Source organism: Georgenia sp. Z1344 (assembly GCF_057652375.1).
In genome coordinates this window covers 302,367-323,569 of record NZ_CM172728.1, presented here as the reverse complement: position 1 = coordinate 323,569, position 21,203 = coordinate 302,367, and the positions used below count along the sequence as shown (strand labels likewise).

8 protein-coding genes are annotated in these 21,203 nt (G+C 66.9%); all 8 read right to left on the bottom strand.

Going from position 1 to position 21,203, the window contains the following annotated elements; genetic code table 11:
* Positions 1 to 26: 26 nt before the first annotated feature.
* Positions 27 to 1,055, bottom strand: a complete 1,029-nt coding sequence (locus AC24FB_RS01395; RefSeq protein WP_425713168.1) for a protein NO VEIN domain-containing protein — start codon at positions 1,053 to 1,055, stop codon at positions 27 to 29.
* Complete coding sequence (locus AC24FB_RS01390) at positions 1,052 to 3,181, bottom strand: DEAD/DEAH box helicase (RefSeq protein ID WP_487560689.1); 2,130 nt, start codon at positions 3,179 to 3,181, stop codon at positions 1,052 to 1,054. The genes AC24FB_RS01395 and AC24FB_RS01390 overlap by 4 nt, the downstream gene beginning before the upstream one ends.
* Before the next feature lie 67 nt (positions 3,182 to 3,248).
* Entirely contained in the window at positions 3,249 to 4,601 is a 1,353-nt protein-coding gene (gene brxD / locus AC24FB_RS01385) for a BREX system ATP-binding protein BrxD (protein WP_425713170.1), read from the bottom strand.
* A 139-nt stretch (positions 4,602 to 4,740) separates the two neighbouring features.
* On the bottom strand, positions 4,741 to 6,753 hold the full coding sequence (locus AC24FB_RS01380) for an ATP-dependent nuclease (RefSeq protein ID WP_487560684.1): 2,013 nt from the start codon (positions 6,751 to 6,753) through the stop codon (positions 4,741 to 4,743).
* A complete protein-coding gene (gene pglZ, locus AC24FB_RS01375; RefSeq protein WP_425713172.1) occupies positions 6,707 to 9,511 on the bottom strand; it encodes a BREX-2 system phosphatase PglZ in 2,805 nt (934 codons plus the stop codon). Before pglZ ends, AC24FB_RS01380 begins: the two co-directional genes overlap by 47 nt.
* A gap of 53 nt (positions 9,512 to 9,564) precedes the next feature.
* Positions 9,565 to 13,323 (bottom strand): DUF6079 family protein, encoded by a 3,759-nt coding sequence (locus AC24FB_RS01370; RefSeq protein WP_425713173.1) that lies wholly within the window; start codon positions 13,321 to 13,323, stop codon positions 9,565 to 9,567.
* Positions 13,320 to 16,883, bottom strand: coding sequence for a BREX-2 system adenine-specific DNA-methyltransferase PglX (pglX, locus tag AC24FB_RS01365; protein ID WP_425713174.1), 3,564 nt, complete (start codon positions 16,881 to 16,883; stop codon positions 13,320 to 13,322). Before pglX ends, AC24FB_RS01370 begins: the two co-directional genes overlap by 4 nt.
* Positions 16,880 to 21,139 (bottom strand): BREX system serine/threonine kinase PglW, encoded by a 4,260-nt coding sequence (pglW, locus tag AC24FB_RS01360; protein ID WP_425713175.1) that lies wholly within the window; start codon positions 21,137 to 21,139, stop codon positions 16,880 to 16,882. Before pglW ends, pglX begins: the two co-directional genes overlap by 4 nt.
* Positions 21,140 to 21,203: the final 64 nt, after the last annotated feature.

Sequence of the window (21,203 nt, the reverse complement as noted above, 5' to 3'; positions counted from 1 at the left end):
AGAGGTCGACGGCAGGTGGTGGGAGCCTACGGCCGGAGGTCGGGGTGTGCTGTGTGAGTCACACGGTGGGGAGTGAATGAATATCCCGTGGGGATCAGCGTTCCCGCGTCGGGATTCCAGTCGAAGATCTCCAACTTCCCGCTACCCGGATCGATGGAATCGTCCGTGGCGAAGGTGACTCCGGAGAGGATGCCCAACACGCACTGGCCGGGGTGGTTGCGGGCGAACTTGACCTCGTTCGGCGTGACATCTACCGATTGGCCGGCGGTCACGGTGCCCTTGGCCTCGAGATACAGCTTGCGCCCGTCTTTCGTGGCTAACGCGTCATAGGGCTTCGTCGTGCGAACGTCCTCGACCGTCCAACCCTCGTTCTTGAAGTGCTCGGTCAATCGTTGCTGCGCGAGGTCCTCCGTCAGCTTCTTCTTCACTGGGTCAACACGACGGCCTTGGGAGGTGCCCCGCTTCGTGGTGTCGTCGTTCCGCTTCTCCGCCCCGCCGTCCTTGCCGTGGTCGCTCTCTTTCCCCGAGCGGATTCGCGGGTCCTGCGCTCCACGGATGCCGCTTCCCGGTGAAAGAACCTTGGCGACATGCGTCTGCCACGTGACATCGACGGCCTCGATGTCCGCTGCGTTGATCGAGGTGCCGGACGCCTGTGGCCTCCAGGACGTGTGAGGGGCAATGCGAATGAGTTCCTTGGTCGGGAGAGGATGCAGCTGGTCGAGGAACGTGTCCCAGACGACGTCGACGTAGTTGATGAGCTTCCGTCCGCCCCGCCAGTCCTTGTCCTGATACACGTCCCGCTCGGCTGTGCCGCTGGCGATGATGCCCCGCGGTTCGACTCCCTGGCGGAGAAGGTAGACGCGGTCTCCCTTGCGGATCTTCTTGCTCAAGCCGGTTGACCATCTGTCAACGACGCGGCGACCAGCACTGATTTCCGAGAGGTACTGATCGATCTCCTCATCCAAGAGCTGCTGGTACTTGGGATTGTTCGTCAGCAGGTAGGCGGGCGTCTCTCGATCTGGGGTCACCTCAGCAGTTTCCGTATGGCTCGTCATCGATGCCCTTCCGTCATTGAGTCGCCCTGGATGGCGGATTGAACTTGCGCTGCACCCACATGATCAGCTCCGCGCGCAGCGAGTGTCGCCGTGGCAAGGCTCGGCGGCAGCATCTCGGCGAACTTCAGCTGGCGAACCGCCCGCTCGTCGACGATCGGCAACGCACCGCGGAGGTCGTCGCCGAACTCCCGACGGGCTTCCACCATCGCCTCCGACACCCGAAATGCCGTCACGTCACTGCGAAGAGCGATCTGGAAGTTGTCGAACGACATCGTGTCGCCGAGGATCTCGCCGTCGATCGCGTCGAGACACGCGGCCAGGACGGCATTCGCCCGTGAGCCCGCCCAGGTCCACCATCGCGTGCGAGTCTCACCCTTGCGAACCACTGTCCGTTCCAGATCGACGCGCCCCGAGTACTCGGCGCGCAGCGCGTCGAGTCGCCGTCGGGCGCGGCCCGTGAGTGACACCCCCTCGGGTTCATTTCCCAGCAGGATGCGCCGGATGGCCTGTGCCAGCTCGAATGAGTACGGCTGCGAGGTTCCGAGCCATCGCGGATCTGCTCCGTGATCCGACGGCTCGACGAAGGCGACGCGCCGCGTCCAGTCGATGTGCGAGATGAGCCAGGCGCGGCCTCCCAGGGTCACTCGGCGCGGTCCCTCCACCTTCCGTGTGAGCACCGTGGGGTCGACGGAACCGATCTCGTTCCGGCCGTGGAGCACGAGGAACTCGGGGTCGGCCGTGAACACGGCCATGAGGTCACGGAAGTGCACTTTCCCGTACCGGCGCTCCGCCTCGGGTCCGACGAACAGCATCCCGCCGTCGAGGTCCAGGTGCTCCTCGTCGAGCAGCCACTGGACGATCTCCGACACATCGTCCGCGGGTGCGAGCCGGAGCTTTCCGAGCCACTCCGGCCACACCTCCTCACCGACACGGCCCTCCTGCAGCGCGATACCGATCAGCTGCTGCGCCAGGATGTGGCGCGGCACGGGCGGCGCGACGACCGGCTCGACGAACCCCTCCGACCACAGCAGCAGGAGACCGGCGGCCCGCAGGAACGCCTGATCGTCGGTCTCGAGGAAGATCATGTTCCTGCTGGTCCCGGCCCGTCGCCCGGTTCTCCCGAGCCGCTGGAGGAGGGAGGCGACGGTGCTGGGTGCGCCGACCTGGATCACGCGGTCGAGGTCGCCGACGTCGATCCCCAGCTCGAGCGTCGACGTCGAGACGATCACGCAGTCCCGGGCGACGGTGAATGCCTCCTCGGCACGTCGACGTTCGTCCACGGACAGCGACGAGTGCGACACGTACGTCTCCACGTTGCGCTCGCGAAGTGCCAGTGACATCTCCTCGACGGTGCGCCTCGAGTCTGTGAATACCAGCCGCTTCTCGCCGTGGTGCAAAGCAGCCACGACGGTTGCCGCGTTGTCGACCGTTCCCACGTAGTCGAGCTCGAGATCGGCGCTCGGGGGAGCGGAGGGGCGGGCACTGTGTGAGTGGTTGGCAATGCCCGACGACGGCGCCACCACCGATGCCTCGACCCCTCGGCGCGCGTTGCTCCCCTGAAGCCAGGCGAGCAGCTCGGGGGCGTTTCCAACGGTGGCAGACAACCCGACTCTCTGGAGTGGACGACCTGCGACCCTGGAGAGTCGTTCGAGGACGGCCAGGAGGTGCCACCCGCGATCGTCGCCTGCGAAGGCGTGCACCTCGTCGACGATCACGGCACGCAGCTCGGAGAACACCTGGTGAGCGTCGACCGAGACGGACACGAGCATCGACTCTACCGATTCAGGGGTCGTCAGCAGGATGTCGGGCGGTGCGGTGAGCTGGCGCTTGCGTGCCCCCTGCGTGGTGTCGCCATGGCGGACCTGGGCCGACCGGCCAAGCCACGAGGCGTACCCGTCCAGCCGGGGCTCGAGGTTGTTGATCAGTGCCTTCAGCGGCGTCACGTAGAGCACCGAGACCCCGCGCCAGCTCTCCTGCTCGGCCCGGCTGAGCAACGGGAACATGGCAGCCTCGGTCTTGCCCCCCGCTGTCGGAGCAAGCAGCAGGGCGTCGTGCCCGCGCATGAGAGGACCGATCGACTGTTCCTGGAGCGGTCGCAGGGACGGCCAACCCAGCGTGTTGACCACGTGGTGTTGGATCACCGGGTGCAGTGCGGAGAAACCGTCCGGTGCCGGCCCACCACTCACCGTGCGCTCACAGGTCGAGCTCGATGTCGCCCGCCGTCGAAGGGGCGGGTGCTTGCCCGCGCCGTGCGGCGTTGTCCTCGACGTCGGTTAGTTCCCCGGCACCGACCGTGAGCGAGTAGTCGCGGCGAGGGTCGAAGTCCTCGAACTGGTCGACCCGATCGAGAATGTCACCGACGAGCTTCTTGAGGTACAGGCGGGGCGCGATTCCCACCTTGCCACCAAGAGACCCGGCGACGGCGTCAGCCAGGTCGCCCACGTAGGACTCGTCCACGCGGGCCTCAATGCGGTCGGCAGAGCCACTGCCCTCGGCATAGATGTCGCGCACCCTGAGTCCGAGCTCGATGAGCTTCGTCCGGTCGAAGCCGGTCAGGCGCACCTGAACGGCTCGCGGGTTGTCGAACCGGGCGTCGGTCTGGAAGTCGGTGGCCAGACGCCCGGCGAGGGGTGCGAGGCGGGAGACACCGGATGGGCCGTCGTAGAACGCGGGCGTTCCGGTGATGACGAGGTAGAGGCCGGGGTAGCGTCCGGAGTCGACCTCGTCGATGAGCTGGCGCAGGGCGTTGAGTGCCTTGTCGCGGACGTCGGACCGCATGCGCTGCAGCGTCTCGACCTCGTCGAGGACAAGGAGCAGGCCGGGGTGGCCGGCGTCGCGCAGGACGGTGAGCAGTCCCTGGAGGAATCCCATGGCGCCGAAGTGGTCGAGGTCCTGACGCACACCGGCTGAGCGTTTGGCTGCGGCTGCCACGTGTGGTTGTCCTCCGAGCCAGGCGGCGAGCCCGTCGGCGGTCTCGGTGTCGCCCACGGATCCTGCGCGGCGATACCCCCTTAACGCCATCGCGAATGTGGGCGCCTTCGTGGACACCTCGGCCAGTCGGCGAGAGAGCAGCTCGTCGACAGCCTCGGCGAGTGCCCCTTCTCCGGCAGTCTCAAGCGCCGGGTCGGCGTCCAAGGCGTCGGACTCCACGGTGAACAACCATGAGTCGAGAACCGACCGGAAGGCGCTTGGCGGGACGGAGGCGGTTCGGAGGGACTCCGTCACCCGCCGGTAGACGGTCTCGAGCTTGTGGAGGGGCGTCTCGGTCTCGGAGATCTGGACCTCGGCCGCTGCGAAACCACGTCCGATCGCCCTTTCGGCAAGGTGCCGGACGAAGAACGTCTTGCCCGTGCCGTACTCGCCCCGCACAGCCTTGAAGACGGCCCCACCGCCAGCGGCGGTATCCAACTCGGAGTTGAGGGCGTCTGAGAAGTGGTCCAGACCCACCGCCAGCACATCCAGCCCCGCCTGTGGCACCGTCCCGCGGCGCAGAGCATCGACGACCAAGCGGCGACGCCGTGAGCTCAGCAGATGTGACTCGGACACGAGCCCACTCTAATGGAGTTGGTTGAGATCATGAGTTGGTGATGCAGTGATCTGCTAATGCTTGCAAACTGAAAGCACTCCTGGTTGAAGCCGTTCGTGCTAGCGCCATTTGAGTCTCACCCAGGTCTGGGTACGCATGTCACATGTATGGGTCTGCATCCATGGCACGGTTAAGATTTGGTTCAGGATTCGACGTCCTAATGATTGAATCTACCGATTTGTGGTTGACCAATGGGTGCGCGTGCCCTATCTGCGCGGCGGACACCGACGCTTTAGTAGCGTCAATCTCCTCCTTGAGTCGTCGAATCTCGGCCGGCATCAGTGCACTGTCTTCTCGCGCTTCAACCATAAGCTTATCGATGAGAGATTGCGCGTTCTTGTAGACCTTGTATTTCTCGTTGAGCGATTTCAGTACGCGCTTTCCCTCGGCAAATAGTTTCCAGTCCCTGTCCCAGCGCTCGGCGATCTCTTCAACTACTGAGTCCCGCACTGTTTCGTACTGCTTGATCTGATGTTGGATCCGAGCGAGCTCGAACTCTAACGAGCCCAGAATCTTGTCGGAGTTTTGAGAGAAAGTTGATTCGCCTGCATGATATTCAGTGCCATTCACCCGAGCGCTCACAAACTGCGTAATGCTTGCTTCTTTCGTGGAGTTGACCGACGAGCGGAGATCCTTTTCGAGAGCATCTGCGGTAAAGTAGGGTGAACTCTTGAATGCCAGGCCAAGCAGTTCGGTGTCAAGAAGCAGATTCTCGAGCATTCTTGCGCCCCAGACGAATGTATTGCCAGATTCTTCGATCCGTGCGACCTCTTGATCCGTTAGATAATCTCGATCGACCACGCACAGCCAAGGGATCCCTGGTTCCAGCTTGCGAAGAGATGTCGCGACGTTTAGCGCTTCCCTTCTGCCGCCTGCAATCAGAACCTTTGCGTCTGCAAGCACGTCGGGAAGTAGCATCTTCAGCCGTTGTTGGTCATCTTGACCTTCGACTACCAGGAGGAAAGATGATTGAAAGAGATCTCGTCGCGGAATTCCAAGGTCGGCGAGGGCTCCTGCACTCGTGTCGTCGCTATTTGTGGATTGCACCTGATTCGTCGCTGAACCCCAGGCGGGGTGGACGATGATGACGGCATCCGACGGTGCTGCGGATATTAGATTCGGTGAGTGCGTGACAGTTAGGGCCTGTCCACGGCTGGCCACCGACAACATGGCAGTTAGAACTGAAGACTGGAGTGAGGGATGTAGGTGCTTTTCAGGTTCATCGAGAAGGAGCACTCCGCCGTGGGCCGATAGCTGCGCGACATAGTAGAGCATTCCGAGCATCTCTCGTTCGCCGTTCGAGAGATCTTCGAGTTCATGTGTGATGCCGGAGGGGAGTCGGACATTAATGGCGGTCTTGGTTGTGTCGGGGTCATAGGCGGGGCGAAGAATCTCCTTGCTTGTGGCCGCATGAAATATCTCGCTCAACCTTGAATACTCGTCCTCGACTTCTATTCCTGAGCGGCCGGCTACATAGTTTCGATAGTCGAGTGACGTGAGATAGGTGCCGATGTCAGGCATGTGCATACCCGCCTTCCATCGTATTTCTTGGTCGTACATGTCTCGTCGTGCAGCGGCTGCTGCCGCGCGATCGAGCATTGACATGTCAACTGTGTTTACGCTGGTAGTGGAAAGTTGCCGGCGTGCCGATAGGAGGTCAATAGAGGCAAATGGATGTGATTTGGAGAACTGCGGATTCTGGAGCGTGGTCACCATTTCGTCTCGAGGACTGTAGGTGCCCGTACTTTCGCGATTCGTGGAGACTGCTTCGAGGGTGTGCGATATAGCTGCTGAGACTTCAGGCAATTCGCGCGCAGTTCGCCACGAATTGACCAGTTCATATTCATGTTCGTCGAGAGTCAACTCGATAGCGATGCGAAGTTGATTCCCGTAAGGGCCAACGAAATCCGGGAGATTGATGTTTCCAGACCAGGCAGCAGTAAGCGCCTCGAGTATGAGGCTCTTGCCGGTGCCGTTCTTCCCGGTTATAAGCGTGAGTGGTCTTGTGTCGAGATCGCTGGCATGTGCGTGCCTGATTCCGCGATAGTTCTCAATCTCAAAGGATCTAATGCGCATTATTCTGACCCATTTGGAGGTTTGTGTGGTGAGCACTCAGTGAGAATTGTTCTCTCAGGAGGTCGACGTCGAGGATCACCGTTGCACCCTCTGTCCGGAGAACAGGGAACCCCTCAACGTTAATCAAGTTCTGCAGCTGAGAGACAGCACCACGGGCACGGACCGGTGACAGTGCCATCTCGCGAGCGAGGATGTCGCTCGACGTACGGGTCGACGGAGCTGCCGCCAAGGCATCAATCGCCGCCGACACCTGCTCATCACTCAGGGAGGCCCGCGCACTGAGAGCACGCTGCGAGGCGAACGTCTTCGACTTCACCACCGCCGTCCCGAGCGAGCCCTTGCCTGCGGGACGACGCGGCTCGAGCCGTGCCATTGGTGCAGGCTCCGGCACGTTGCCGAACAGATCTGGCCCGTCCTGGACGGGCGACTTCCTGGCTGTTCGCACCACCCCAGGTTCGACGGTCTTCTCGACGACGGGTCCCATCCACCAGTCGGGCTCCTGAGCGGGTGCTGCCTCCAGACCGAACGCCTCGCCGACGGTCTCGTCCGGCGCAAGGACCACCAGGGGAACCACCACCTCGGCGGGGCTGGCGCCGCCGTGGTAGCCGGCCTTGAGCGGGCCGTACCGCAGCCGCTCGTCGAACGGGAGCACTGTGCTTCTGTCGTGCAGCAGCACCCGCGCCCCGGTGACGAGGACTTCGCCATCAGCGGCCGCCGTCGTGGTGCCGCGCGACCGAGAGCTTGAGGAGTCCGGTGCCGCGACCTGCCGTCCTTCGCGCCGCTCCACCACGTGCCCGTGGTCCGCCGTGATGACGACTATCCGGTCTGCCGCACGCGCCCGGTCGAGCAAGGGCTGCAAATGCTTGACCGCGTCTGCGGTCCAAGCAGTGCCCGCCGGGTCGCTGCGGTCCAGCGCGTCGTCGATCGTGTTGAGAACGCACGCTACGAGTCGCTGGTCGGGATCGTCGATCGCGGATGCAACGTCGTCGGCGACAGCGAAGCCCGCGCGTGTGGTGTCGAGCGGCTTCTTGTGGAACAAACTCGTCGTCCCGAGAGCCAGTGCGTCCACTAACTGCGCGAAGTTCTGCCTCTCGTTCGACTGGTCGCCACGCGTGAGCTTCCCGCTCAGGAGCGACGTCCGGCTCACCTCAGTGAGCGACGGCAGCGCGGCGAGCGCTGATGCCCGTGCCGAGGCGCCAGGGACAAGGAACTCGATCCACGTCCGGGACTGCAGCAGGTCGCCGACAATCTCTGTCGACACCCCGGTGCTGAGGCCGTCGAGCACCAGGAGGAGGACATTGTGCTGCCGAGCGATCGGCGCGACGACGTCCGCGACGACGTTCTCGAGCAACTGCACCTCAGGATCGCCCAACCCGCGCAGGTCTTCTGCTCCGTGTGCCCCGGCGACCGCGGTTCCAAACTCTCGGTCATGTGCGTCGCGCACTTGACGGACGGCCGAGAGCACCTCGTTGAATGCCGTGCCGAGGTCGTTGTCAGCGGTGCCCTCGTGAACGTCGTTGACGGCGGAGTCCACCCATGCGTCAGTTGATGCCTGTCGCTTTGTCAGCGTGGCGAGAGCGGCATTCGACCCGCCCGTCAGCTGACCTCTGTCGGAGCGTTCGAGGCCGAGCCACCGCACCAGGCGAACAGCTCCTTCGATCGGCCGCATGCGCGAGGATTGCGTTGTTCCTCGGCGAGCGAGTCGATGTGCACGGACGAGCTCCCACGCCGCTTCCATAGCCTCGGAGACTTTTGACGTGCTGGCGACGGCGGGTGTCGGACCTGACAGATCTGCCACCACACGTCGCATCGCACCCGCCAGCGCAGCGACACGAACGCTTAGCCCGCTCGGGAGGATGCCCGAATGACCAGCCAGATGCTGCTTATCCGCCACGGCGAGGAGCTGTTCCGCGCGTCGCACCACGTCGCCACCAGAGTCAGTGACGCCCGGGCTGGCCATGCCCTCCATCAGTGTCGTCGACGTCTCGGCAAGTGACTCCAAGGCGCCTGCGGGCGTCGACGCACGTCCATTGCTCCACATCTCCTCGAGCTTCGCAACGCCGGCGCGACCGTCGTGGCCGGCAGCGAGCAACACGTCGAGCACGAGCCCCAGCGGCACTGCGTCAGAGATCTCGCCGCGCCGAACCAGCGCATCGAGCAGCGGCGCTGCTGCTCCAGCACCAGCCGAGATCCACCGCAGCGTCGCTTCAGCGACGATGTCACCGGCTCTGGCACGGAGATCGGCGATCTGGGCCGTCAGTCCCTTCGTCGTGGACCAGTCGAGGACGCCGAGCGCGTCAAGATCACGGGGGCGTAGCCCAAGGTGGATGCGTGCGACGCTGTGGAGGACGTGCGAGCGGGTGAGCGCGCCGGCCGGCGCGGGGGGCCACCCGGACTCGGGACGGATCTCGAGCAGTCCGCGTGCGAGATCGGCCTGGTGCTCGCCGGCATAGAGCGCCGGGTCGATGCCGGTGGCGGCGAACTGTTGCCGTACGGCGTCCCACGGATCCGGAGTTCGTAGCTTGTGGCCAACGAGGTGCGAGAGCACCCCGGAGCCGAGGTCGGACTCGGGCCGGTCGGTGACGAGGACGAGCCACCCGGTGCCGTCGTGAGCGAGGAGCTCCTCCCATGCGGCGAGTGTCGATACGCACGGCCGGACACGCACGGTCGTGCCGCGGTGCTCGAGGTCGATCGCCTCGGTTGTCGCGGGGTCACCGTAGATGCCGATCGCCGAGGCTGAATCGGGCCGGTCCGGCCCGTAGCCGTGACTCTCGGAGTCCTCGACCAGCGACACGACGAGGGAGCGTCCGACAGGCAGTGCCTCCGCCCGTGGTGTGGTCGAAGCTGTCACTCGACAACCTGCCAGGTGATCTCGACGTCCTGCCCCGGGTGGGCCTCGAGGAAGGCGGTTAGTTCGGCAACCACATCTTTGTTGATTCCAGTACGTCGCACGACGACGGCGCCCGAGTTGTCCCGTGTCGCTCTGTCTATCGGCGGCAGCTCAATGTCTCCCGGGCCCTTTGGGACGTCTTCCGGCGAGGGCGTAGGAGCCGGTTGGGAGGCAGGAGTTCTCCGCACCAGGGACGCGAGCCACCTGATGGACTTCTTGACAGTGTCCGTGAGGACCGGCCGTAGCCGGATGGCGTGCTCGTCGTCGACAAGGGCAGTCAAGAAGTGCTGCCAGATACCTACTCCGGTCGGATCCGTTGCCTCGTGTAGGCCTTCAGTCACCGACCACTGGAAGTCCTCGAGCTCTTCGGCGACCTCGGCCGCGGAGGACAGTGAGGCTCCGAGAATGACGGCCCTCCCGCTCTTGTCCTCCGTGGCGAGGCGCTCGACAAGCGGGACGCCGTTGAGAACCTTGAGAGCGTTCACGAGCTCAGCTGCTTCGCGGGCGGTGCGCAGCCGGTCGGTCGTGCGCTCACCGCTGAGGTTCAGCCTGGTGTAGGCGTCTGACAGTGCATCAGCGAGCCGCGCTGCGGGCTCGGCCAGTTCCTGTGCACGGGATCGAACGGCACTGGACAGTCGGGCCATCGCGTCAGGAGTGAGGTAAGGCGATGAGGAGATGCCCAGGAGCGACCCCGCAGCGCGTGTCGCACCGGCCCACGCCTCCGGGGTCGGCATGGGCTGACTGCGGAGTTCCATCGAGTCGGTGAGCTTTCCTGGTTGGGGCCGCTCGATCGCGCCTCCGTGCTGGTACCAGGCGCGCTGGCGAAGCAGCGCCCATCCGATGATGACGACGTCCCCGACTTCGGGGAGAAGCCCGTAGGCAGGCGTGACGGCGCCGATCCACCGGCGGAGTGTGCCCACGGTGACCGGGGCGTCGTCGGACACACCGTCACGACCGCCGGCGCGGGAGATCTCCGAGCCCCACGGGCTGAATCGTGAGTCGTCGAACAGGAAATGCGTTTCGGCCGCTGTGCCTACACCGAGCGTGCCGGCGATGCGGCGCACGCCGCTGACGTCACCCTCGAGCGGCACGCGATGCTCGGAGTCGGCCGAGGCGCGGGCAAGGTAGTCGGCAACGCGGCGCAGCTCAGCCAGTGTCACCGCCTTGTCGCCAGGCTCGAACCGAGGGTGGGCCGGATACGTCGTCGTGTATGCCTGATCGGTCAGCTTGGCAAACACGTCGGCCAGGGTCACCCCGTCCGGCATCCCCGGGTCGAACGACCGGTCAAGGCTGGTGAGGAGGCGCTGGTGCGCGTCGTCGTCGATCACCAGGCTTGCAGAGGGCGCACCGATGCCGTAGGCGACCTGCAGTGCTTGGCTGACACTTGCCCGGAGGGAGGAGTGCTGCCCCTGGAGGATGGCCTTCGACGTGGCGCGTTCGGTCTCGGACAGGTGGTTGGAGTGACTGTCCCACCGTTCTGAGGTGGTGCCACCGAGCAGCCAGTCGAGGACAACGAGACGGCGCAGGTCCCGCATCCTCTCCGCGGAGAGGAACCGGGGCAACCAGACGATCGTCTGGCGTGCCTGACCGGCGGCCATGAGACGGTCGAGCCGGGCGATGTCCTCTGCGCTGGAACGCCCCTCCTCGTCGAACGGGTGGTCGATGACGAGCCGCCAGGTACCGGGGCGATTGACGAAGTTCTGGTCGGTGAGCCACGAGCTGTCACGCACGTTGCCGAAGACGAGGTCGACCTCGCGCCGCGAACCGCGCCAGGTCACAGCTTGCCGGTAGCCACCGAACATGTCCTCGTCGCCGAGCTCGATCCCCAGGAGCTCGGTGAGGAGCTCCTTGACCATCTCCCGACGACGACCGACGTTGTCCTCGCCCTTGGCCTTGTCCACGATCGACTCGTAGTCGACGTCGACGAGCTGGACGGTGACGACCGGGTCCCGAGAGTCGTCGCTCACCCTGATCTCGGGGATGGTGGTCGCCCAGTTCCGGACCTTGCTCGCGACGACGTTGCGCTCGTTGCCGGGCAGTGGCGAGAGGATCGAGCCGTGGTTGAGGGACGCGAGCCGTGACGCGGTGAGGTCGCGGAGGGCAGGCACCTTGGGGGCGACCGCGGCCAGCAGGAGTGTGCGGGCAAGGCGGTCGTCCGCGCGGTAACCGGTGGGAAGATCGGTCTCGCCGCGTTCGGCGGCCTCGAGATCACTGGGCTGGAGCTGATTGTTCCGCAGGATGAGTGGGCGGAGCTTCTCGAGGTAGAGGTCGCGCGCCGAGCGGAACAGGGCCGCGGACTGGGGGTCGAGGGGGGACTCGCCGCTCACGATGTGGGTGAACGCGTCGCCCACGGGGATGACGTCGTCGACCGTGAGGGTGTCGCGCCGTTCAACGAGCATGGTCTGCATGACCTTGAGTGCGGTGCGTTCGCGCTGCATGACGCTGGCGAGAGACCGGAGTGTGGAGACGAGAGCGGGGGAGAATGGGTAGGTGAGGCGGAACGCAGCCTCGTCCGCCCCACCGTGGGCCTCGTCGGTGTTGACGCCGTCGAGGAGGACGTCCCACACCTCGGGGCGGCGGTCGAGCCGCTCGAAGGCGTCGGTCAACACCTTCTCGGCCTCGGCATCCGTGGGACGCAGCAACCGGCGGTTGGCGACGTACGGGAGGTTGTCGTCACCGAGCTGGATGGTGCTGAAGCGGCCCTCCTGGTGACGGAACGCTCGGTCGAGAGCTTCCTGCTCCGCGCCGGAGGCGCCCGAGTCAGCGAACCAGCGGCGCAGGTCCATCTGGCGGGCGACGAAGGAGACGAGTGGGATCGCCCGCCTGCCCGCACCGGCTTCGACAAGCTTGGTGAGCTTCTGGCTCTCGCGACGGAAGAACTCGTGGTCCTGGACGGAGAAGGCGAGCCACAGAACGAGCTCGTCGAGGAAGAGCACGACGGCGTCGTAGCCGAGTGACTCGGCGTGGGACGAGATCGCAGCGAGCCCGGTGTCGAGGTCGAGGTACGTGGCCTGCCGGGTGTAGGAGGAGAAGAACGCGGAGACGAGGGCGGAGACGAGCTCCTGGCGCTCCGCCGTGTCGGGCGTGGCTGCCCGTGCCCGGTCGTAACGGTCGACGTCCCACGACTGGGACCCGAGGACGGCGCCCCACTCGCCGGCGTCCTCCGCGTCACCACCGAGCCGGGTGAAGAACTGGTCGTCGCCGAGGCTGCGGCGCATCGTCTCGGCGTCGACGAGCAACTGGTCGGACTCGTGCACCGCCGGCAGTGGGGCGTCGGGGTGCAGGGCACGGATCTGGCGGATGTAGCCGTCGTAGAGTGCCTGCTCGAGGGACTCGGCGCCTAGGAGGTGGAATGCGAGCGGCAGCACGTTGCGGTCCCGGAGCGCGGGGTCGTGCCGGGCGACGACCTGCTGGAGGCCGTCCTTCGTGCGTGCCTCGGGGTCCTGTCGAAGCAGGGCGTGCAGGACGGCCATGAAGTGCGACTTGCCGGAGCCGAACGAACCGGCGAGGAAGGCCCCGCGTGAGGTGTCGGACCGGATGGCCTCCGCCACGAGCCCGAGCGCCTGGTCGAACGACTCGGTGAGCGCAGGGGTGACGACGTACTGGTCGAGCGCCGTCGACGCCCCGCCCCCCACGCTGTCCGTCAGGCGGAGGACGTAGTCCTCCTCACGTGCGCGGGAGGGGATGTCGATGACGTGGGAGAGGAACGTGCTCATGACTTGCGCTTTCGGCCGCGGGTGGAGGGGGCGGGACGCCAGGCTGCGAGGTCGGCGAGGGTGGCACCGACCTGACGACGGCGGTCCTCGAGCTGCTGGCGGGTGAACTCGGCCATCGACATGCCGTAGGTGGGGTCAAGATCGGCATGCCACTGCTCGACCCAGGGTTGCAACTCGGCGATCCCCGCGACGAGGGGCGTGAGCTTGTCGTCCGTCACGCCGTCGGCCTCGCGCTGGCCGAGGAGGATGCTGAGTGCGAGGGACTGCTCGGCGTGGTCCCAGCCGGCCCAACCGAGGAGCGCGGTCGGGTCGGTTGGGCGTCCCGCGTCGGGGTAGAGGATGAAGCGCTCCTTGGGCACGTCAAGCTTGCCGCGGTGCTGCCACCACGACTGCTTGCGGAAGTCCGCGCTCGTGTACTTCGGGGGCACAGGGATCGTGCCGACGCTCTCGCCCGCGTCCTCGCGGCGCTGGAGGTCCCACGTTCGCTCCCAGGCTGCGCGCTTGCGGAGTCCTGAGTCCTTGAGCCGGTGCGCAGCGAGGTAGGGCACGGCCTGGTCGACCATGAGAGAGGACAGGGCGTCCGTGAGGTCGGGGTCCTTCCGGCCCGTCCATAGCTCGACGACGCCGACTAGCTCCGGGTCGCGCGCCACCCGGTCCGCGAGCTGCGCGATGGACGCCGGTGCGGGACGGCCCTGGGAATCGAACCAGTATCGACGGTCCTCGAGACAATCGAGGAGCCAGTCCTGCAGCGCGGAATCTTGTTGCTTCTCCCACGGGATCGACGACCACCGTCGCTTGTGCTCCGGCTTCTCGAGCAGCCCGATCGACCGGTCGGACTCGATGAGGTCGATCCGGCGCTGGACCAGATCGCGGTAGGACTCGGGCCAGTGCGTGGGAATCTCGGTGATCGGGGTCGAACGCTGTTTTTCGTGCGCGAACCACGTTGTCTGGGCTTCTCCGGCGGCGACTTGGCGGGCGAGCACGATCTCGAATGCCCTCTCTCCAAGTCTGAGCTGGGGCAGGTCGTCGCCGGCGTAGGTGAGGTCCGCGTCGACGAGTTCGTAGAGCCCGTAGGTTTCCCAGTCGAGTTCCTCCTGCTCGGCGATCATTCGGCCGCGAAGGTGCTCGTACGCAGAATGAGCGGACTGCAGCGCGGATGTCGTGGGAGTCCCGCGTCCAGCGACGGCGGCCGGCGTCTGCACGGCGAGCTGCTGGGCGAGACGGTCGAGGGTGCGACCGCGCTCCAGTGGGAGGACATCGGGAAGTGGGTAGTCCTTGAGCGTGGTCCCGGTGAACTCGTAGTTCCACGACCAGGGTTGGTCCATCATGCCGCTTGGTGTGAACGCCGAGGCCTTGTTCTGGCTGTTCTGCTTGAGCCAGAAGCAGGCGACCGAGGAGTTGAGCACGCCGAGCAGCGCGAGGTGGTCGTCCTCGCTGTCTTCCTCGGGCAGCTTGATCACCGGCGCGGACTGCTTAAACACCTTCCCGCCGCGATCGAGCACAAAATGATTGTGCGTCGCCACAAACGCAAACGTAATGGATAGCGGTGTTCGGTAGCGAGCCGGGACCCACCGGTACCAGCCCCACCATGGCTCACCCAGATCGCTCTTCGTCTGTCCGCCGAAACCAGTTGTGGATCCGAGAGTAGTGCGTAGGGGCCACTGGCGCCGGTACCAGGTGGACGTGGTGTCGAGTTCGATGAGTTGAAGATTGTTGTCGTAGGGCACGAACGCCGACGAACCATCGGCGATTGCCCAGTTGCGAACAACATCGCCCGTTACGACGGCTCGCCGAAATACTTGGTCAATTCCCGTTCGCGTGAGCTCGCGCATAGAGGAGAAGAACGCGTCGTCCGCTCCGGGAAAGCTCGCGAATCCAATCTTGCCGTCGAGAAGTTCATCGAGTGTGCGGTTTGACTTCTCACTGATTGTGCTGCTGGTGGTGGCCGCCCCACCACCAGTCAGACTCCAGGGATGGATTACGAGGACCTCGCGGTCGAGGTCGGTGACCGTGATCCAGTCGTCCTCGTAGCCAGGATCGCCGATGTGGTCGGCGATGGAGCGCCACACGAGGCCGTTCTCTGGTTCACCCGGACGACCGGGTTCGCCGCGGATACCGAGGACTGCGCGAACGGTGTTTCCCTGTGGCGCCTGGTTGCGGCCGGTGAGGATCACCGTCGGAGTACCGTGGCCGGGGATGTAGGCGCCCGACGTGTCGGCAACGAGTCGCAGGTCCTTGGTCACGAGGTAGTCCTCGATCACCTTCGTGCCGAACTCGCGCTTCATGAAGGAGTTCGACGTGATCTGTCCCGTCCATCCCGCCGGAGCGTCACCTCCGCCGGGCCGGGCGAGTCCGAAGAATCGTTCCATGAACGGCACCGTCATCGCGTACGTGCCCTTACAAGTCGTGTACCGCGCGCGATAGGCCGCGTTGAGCGCCTTGTCCTTCACGGTGATGTACGGCGGATTTCCGACCACCACGTCGTACCGTCCGGGCCGCAGGATCTCGCGGAGCTCTTCGAGGTCCTCTACCGAGTAGACGAACCCGCTGAGGGCGGCATCTGGGTCGTACGGGCCGAGGTTGAGCTCGTCCTGAGTGGTGCCGTGGAGGAGCGAGTCGCCCACCGCGAGGTGCAGCGGGAGGTCGGGTGCCCTCTCGAGCGAGCACAGCCCGAGCTTGCTCAGTGCGGTGACGGTGAGACGGAACCGGGCGATCGCTACCGCGAATGGGTTGATGTCCACCCCGTGCACGGCATCCAGTGCCCGGTGCACCACCTCCGCGCGGTCGAGCGTGGGGTCGTGACCGGACCATCGGTCCACGAGCCGGTCGAACGCGCCCAGCAGGAAGTGCCCCGAACCGCACGTCGGGTCGATGAGCCGGAAGCCCTCGAGCGGACGCTCGGCGAGGGCGGGTTCCATCGTCTGGTCGAGGATGAACTCCTCGACGAACGTCGGTGTCTGCAAGAGTGCGTACGTCTCGCGCGCGTGCGCGGAGAGATCCTGGTAGAGGTCACCGAGGAACCGGGTGGATAGCTCGGGGTCGGCGAGGTCGCGGACGAGCGCGCCGTCGTCGTCGCGCTCGCGCCAGAACGCGAGCAGCCGTTCCGCGGCGGCACCCGAAGGACTGACCTGCCACAGTGGCGACTCGGGGTCTGCCAGGGCGGCCGTTGCCGGCAGACCCTTGAGGTGTTCGACGGCCTGGAGCAGCCACTCCCGGTCGGTGTGCTCCGGGTGCTTGCGGAAGTATGCGAGCTGGGCGTCGAATGCCTCCTGGCGTCGCTCAGGCGGGCCTGCGATCCACACCGGTGACACGAGTGCGTTGTCCTCGACGAACCGCACGAAAACCGTGGTGAGCACCCACGCCACGGCGGCCTGGGTGATCCGGTCGTCGCGGAACGACTCCCATGCCCCGGCGGTGCGGCCCGCCTCGAGCGCGTTCCGGTGCTCGGTCTCCCACCGTGCGAGCAGCGCAGCGTCGGCCTCCAGCCGTGCACGCAGGTCGTCCTCGAGCGTGAGGACCTGGGCGGCCAGCGCCGGGGTGAGATCGGGGGTTGCGGTCACGTGGGGGCTCCGGTGCGGTCGGGGACGAGAGGGTCGTGGGCGGCGAGCCACTCGGCGTCGAGGTGGACGAGCTGGCCGGGGGAGTTGAGCGGGACGGGGTGGCCGTCAATAACCGCCCCGCGGTCCGCGCGCAGCTGGGGCAGCGCGAGCCAGATGGCCTGACCACGAGACCTCGACAGGTCCGTCCACGGCGCGAGGACACCGAGGTGGCCGTACCGGGCCAGGGGGGCGACGCCGGTAAGCAGGACGGGTTGGTCGCCGTCGGCGGAGGCCGCGGCTTCGATCGCGGCCGTAACCTCGGGGACAGCGCGGGCCACGAGCGCGGCAAGTCCCCGCGCGGGGGTGGTGCCGTCGGCGGCCGCGTCCGCGCTCTGGACCGTCGCCCACGACATCCCGGCGGTCGCCGCCTGGGCGCGAACGGCGGCGACGAGGACCTCGGTGAGATCGAGCTCGGCTGCTCCGAACCGTGTGGTCAGGACCCGGGTGGCGCGAGGGAGCCGGTGGGCCGGAACTGCAAGCGCGAGGAACGAGTGGCGCTCGGCGGATTCACGCAGTCGCTGACCCGGCACGCCGTCGACCGAGACCGACTCGGGCTCGTCCACGACTTGAGTAGCGGCGTTCGTGTGCAGGCCCGTCGTGCCCCCCGCGGCCCCGAGGGGGCGGTACGCGCCTGCCTCGGTGTCGTACGTGAGGCCCAGGCCGGCATCGGAGACGACCGCATCGAGTGCGGGCCGCTCCGGCAGAGGAGGGAGGCTCGGGAACCGGACCCGCGTGCGCTCACGCACGGCGTGCGGGGTGAGGCTGCGGTGTGCGGCCGTCCCGCGCAGTGCGAGTGCCACGGCGTCGGCGGGCGTGAGGTCACGATGGTGGAGCTCTCCTGCACTCGACGCCGCGGCGCGCCGAGCGATGCCGGCCCCGAGTGTGGCGAGGCGGCCAGCGGCGATGAGCTCCTCGGGCACGTCATCGATCCCCTGGATGGCGGGGGCGAGCGCCCGTTCGACGGTCGCGGCCGGCACGACTGCCGAGGTCGGCGCATCGGCTGCCACGAGCCGGTCGGCGAGGCGGCCCAGCTCCTCCGCCGCGTCAAGCAGAGCCGGGTCCGTGGCGAGGAGGATCACCTGCCCGTCGCGCCGGCGCGTGTGCAGGGGTACGTCTCCCGTCTCGGCGCGGACGAGCTGGCGTGCCCGGTCGAGCGCGATGCGGAGGAGGCCGGCCGCGAGGCGCCGCTCCTCGCCGTCGGTGGCGTGTGCGCTTGTCCCGCGGGGCGCCGTCTCGGCGAGGATCGCGCGGACGAGCTCGTCCACCGTAGCGACCCCGCCGACCTCGGTCAGTCGGGTGCGGACCAGGCCGACGAGCGAGTCGAGGAGCGATAAGCTCGCCGTGTGCCCGGCCCAGGCGTCTTGCATGGCGCCGAGGATCTGCGTGGCCCGGGCGGGGGTGGGTGGCGCCGCCCCCTCGTGGGCGGGTGGCAGGTGAGCGGCGAGCTCGGCGTGCGTGGCGAACGCATCGGCGTCGGAGGCGATACCCAGGATGAGCCGCAGCATCGCTCGCCGAGACGGGGAGCGGCGCCCGAGCGCCTCCATGAGCACATCGCCCGCGTCGACCGGGGCCGGGAGGGCTCCGCCCGAGCGCGGCCGCGGGGACGTGTCGGTCTCGAGGAGACGGTCGCGCCAGTCCTTCGCCCGGCTCTTGACCTCGCGGCGCGTGATGTCTGCAGAGCCGGGGAGGTGGTTGAGCTTGACCGCGTCGACCGAGATGAGGTCGCCGACCGTCTCCACCCCCAGCGGTTCGAGTGCGGACAGGGCGTGAGCGGTGAGGCCCGCCTTCGCGAGGGGTGTGGCCGCAGTGGCTCGGGCGGCGAGGTCGTCGGCGTCGTCCGGGACCGTTGTCGACCGGTCCGGGAAGGCGGCCCGCCACTCGTTGAGCATCGCGCCGGCCGTGTGGTGGCGGTGCTCGGCGTCACGGGCGAGTGCGCGGGCGAAGAACGCCGCCATCGGTGCGGCGATGCTCGGGTCGAACAGCGCCGGGTCGATCGTCACGTCGTCAGGCACGACGCCCGGGTGTGCGCCGGGGTCGCCGTAGTACGGCGCCAGCCCGGTGGCCATCTCATAGAGGACAACTGCGACGGCGTATCGCTCGGCGGCGGAGTCGAACGTGTCGCGCTCCCCCGTGAGGAACGGGTCGAGGTAGGGCGGGGTGCCCGCGGTGACCGACGACGCTGCGGCGCGGGTGAGTGAGAAGTCGAACAGCACGAGGTGGTTCGCGCGGTTTCCACCGGAGCGGGCGCGGATGCCGAGGTTCGCGGGCTTGATGTCGCGGTGGGCGACTCCGGCCCTGTCGAGCACGCCGAGGGCCTCGACCAGGTCGCTGCCGTACCGCTCGAGGAGGTCGAGCGAGAGGCGGTCGCGCTCGCGCAGCGACTCGGCGAGAGTCTGGCGCCCGGCCGACTCCAGGACGAGGACCTCGCGGCCCCCGATCTCCACCGGGCCGTCGACGAGCGCGACGATCCGCGGGTCCTTGAGCATCCGCAGCACGTCGGCCTCGTCGCGCAGCCGGGCCGCTGCGGCGTCGTCGAGCGCCACCTTGAGGACCCGCTCCGGAGCGGAGTCCTCTCCGCGGTCGAGGACCAGGAGACCGACCGCCGTCGAGCCCTGGCCGAGGCGGCTGACGAGCTCGTACCGCTCCCCGAGGAGTGTCCCGGGGGACGCGTCCAACGGGTCCGCTCCGGGGTCCGTCGTCGTCGCGGTGGGCGTGCGCTCGGCGGTGGCCAGGTGGGCCAGGAAGGCGGCGAGGTCGGGCGTGCGTTCGGTAGGTGACGGGCGGGTGGTGCCGAGCACGAGGCTGCGGAGCTCCTCGGACGCCTCGGGCACCTCGAGGCTGAGGTCGAGTCCGCCCTGCGTGCGCAGACGCTCGCGGAAGTCAGCAGCCGATGTGGCCGGCCCTGTGCCGGTCAGGAGGTAGAACGCCAGTGCGCCTATTCCGAACACATCGAGCCGGTAGCGGTCCGTGGCGGCGGCCCGCCATGCCCCCTCAGGAGCGCGGAATCCCACGTGGCGGGTGTCCGCCGTCGTGGTGTCCTCGATGGCGCTGTGCAGTCGGGTGACGCCCGACTCCGGGGTGGATGGATCAGTGCTGCCAGCGCTCCGCCAGTCGCCCACGAGCGCCTTGGGCAGGGCGGACGAGTCCTCCGGCTCCCTGATCCAGATGGCCTCGGGTGACAGGTCGCGGTGGGCGATTGCGCTGCCGTGCGCGTAGTGGACGGCCTCCGCGATCTGCCGGACGAGGTGCAGCTGGGTCTGCAGGGGCAGACCCTCCGGGTGGGCGGCGAGCCAGTGGTCGAGGCGGATGAGGCGGGCGTCCAACGGGTAGACGAGACCTGGTCCCAGGCCGTCCACGTGGACGAGGTCCTTGGGCCTGAGGAGGCCATCGTGGTGCAGGCGGCTCATCGTGCTGAACTCGTGGCCTGCCAGAGCCTCAAGTCGCTTGATCTCCGCAGCCGGTGCACCGGCCGGGAGCGTGAGGAAACGGATTCGCACGTCCTGGGACTTGTCGAGGTGGTGGTAGCCACGCCAGTCCTGCCAGCCCTCACCCTCACTGAGCAACGCCTCCTGGATCACCCAAGAGCCGGCCGACTTCTCCGCGCGCACAGCGGGGCGGAGTCGGTCGATGAGCGTGGCGAGGACTCCCTCACGGTCGGGGCCGATGACGTCCTTGTGCGGGGGCTCGAGCAGGCGCTCGCTGATGCCGGGAAGGTTCGTGCGCTTCGTGGCCCCGTCAAAGCCGTACAGGTCAGTCGCGGCGGGACCGCTCAGCTCGCTCACGAGGTGCGGGTGGTGCAGGAAGACCGACTGCTGGACGAAAGGGACGATCTTCTTCGGGTCGTCGACTCGGGCGTTGGTCTCCCGTGCCAGGGCGAACAGCTCGTCGGTCAGACGTGAGGCGAGGTACTGAGCCTTGCGGCGGGCGAGCTTGACCGGGGAGGACTCGGGCCGCTTGCCGGCACGGAGCCACGTGTGGTCGTTGCCCTGCAGGACGCCCGTGTAGGCCTTGAGCTCGATGAGGTGTAGACGGCCACGTCCCAGAACGAGGAGATCGACCTCGTGCCAGCCGCCGCGGGAGTCCCGGAACTCGAAGTTGGACCACGCGCGGTAAGGAGAGACGTCGGGGAGGAGGTCGCGGATGTACTCCAGGCCCTTGCGCTCGTGATCGAACGGCGACGGGGACACCTCGACCCAGCGGTCGTCGCCCATCGTCATCCGGTGGCCTCTCTACCTGCGGTGGTTCTTGTTCTTGAGCGTCGATCGTAGTCGACGGTTTAGT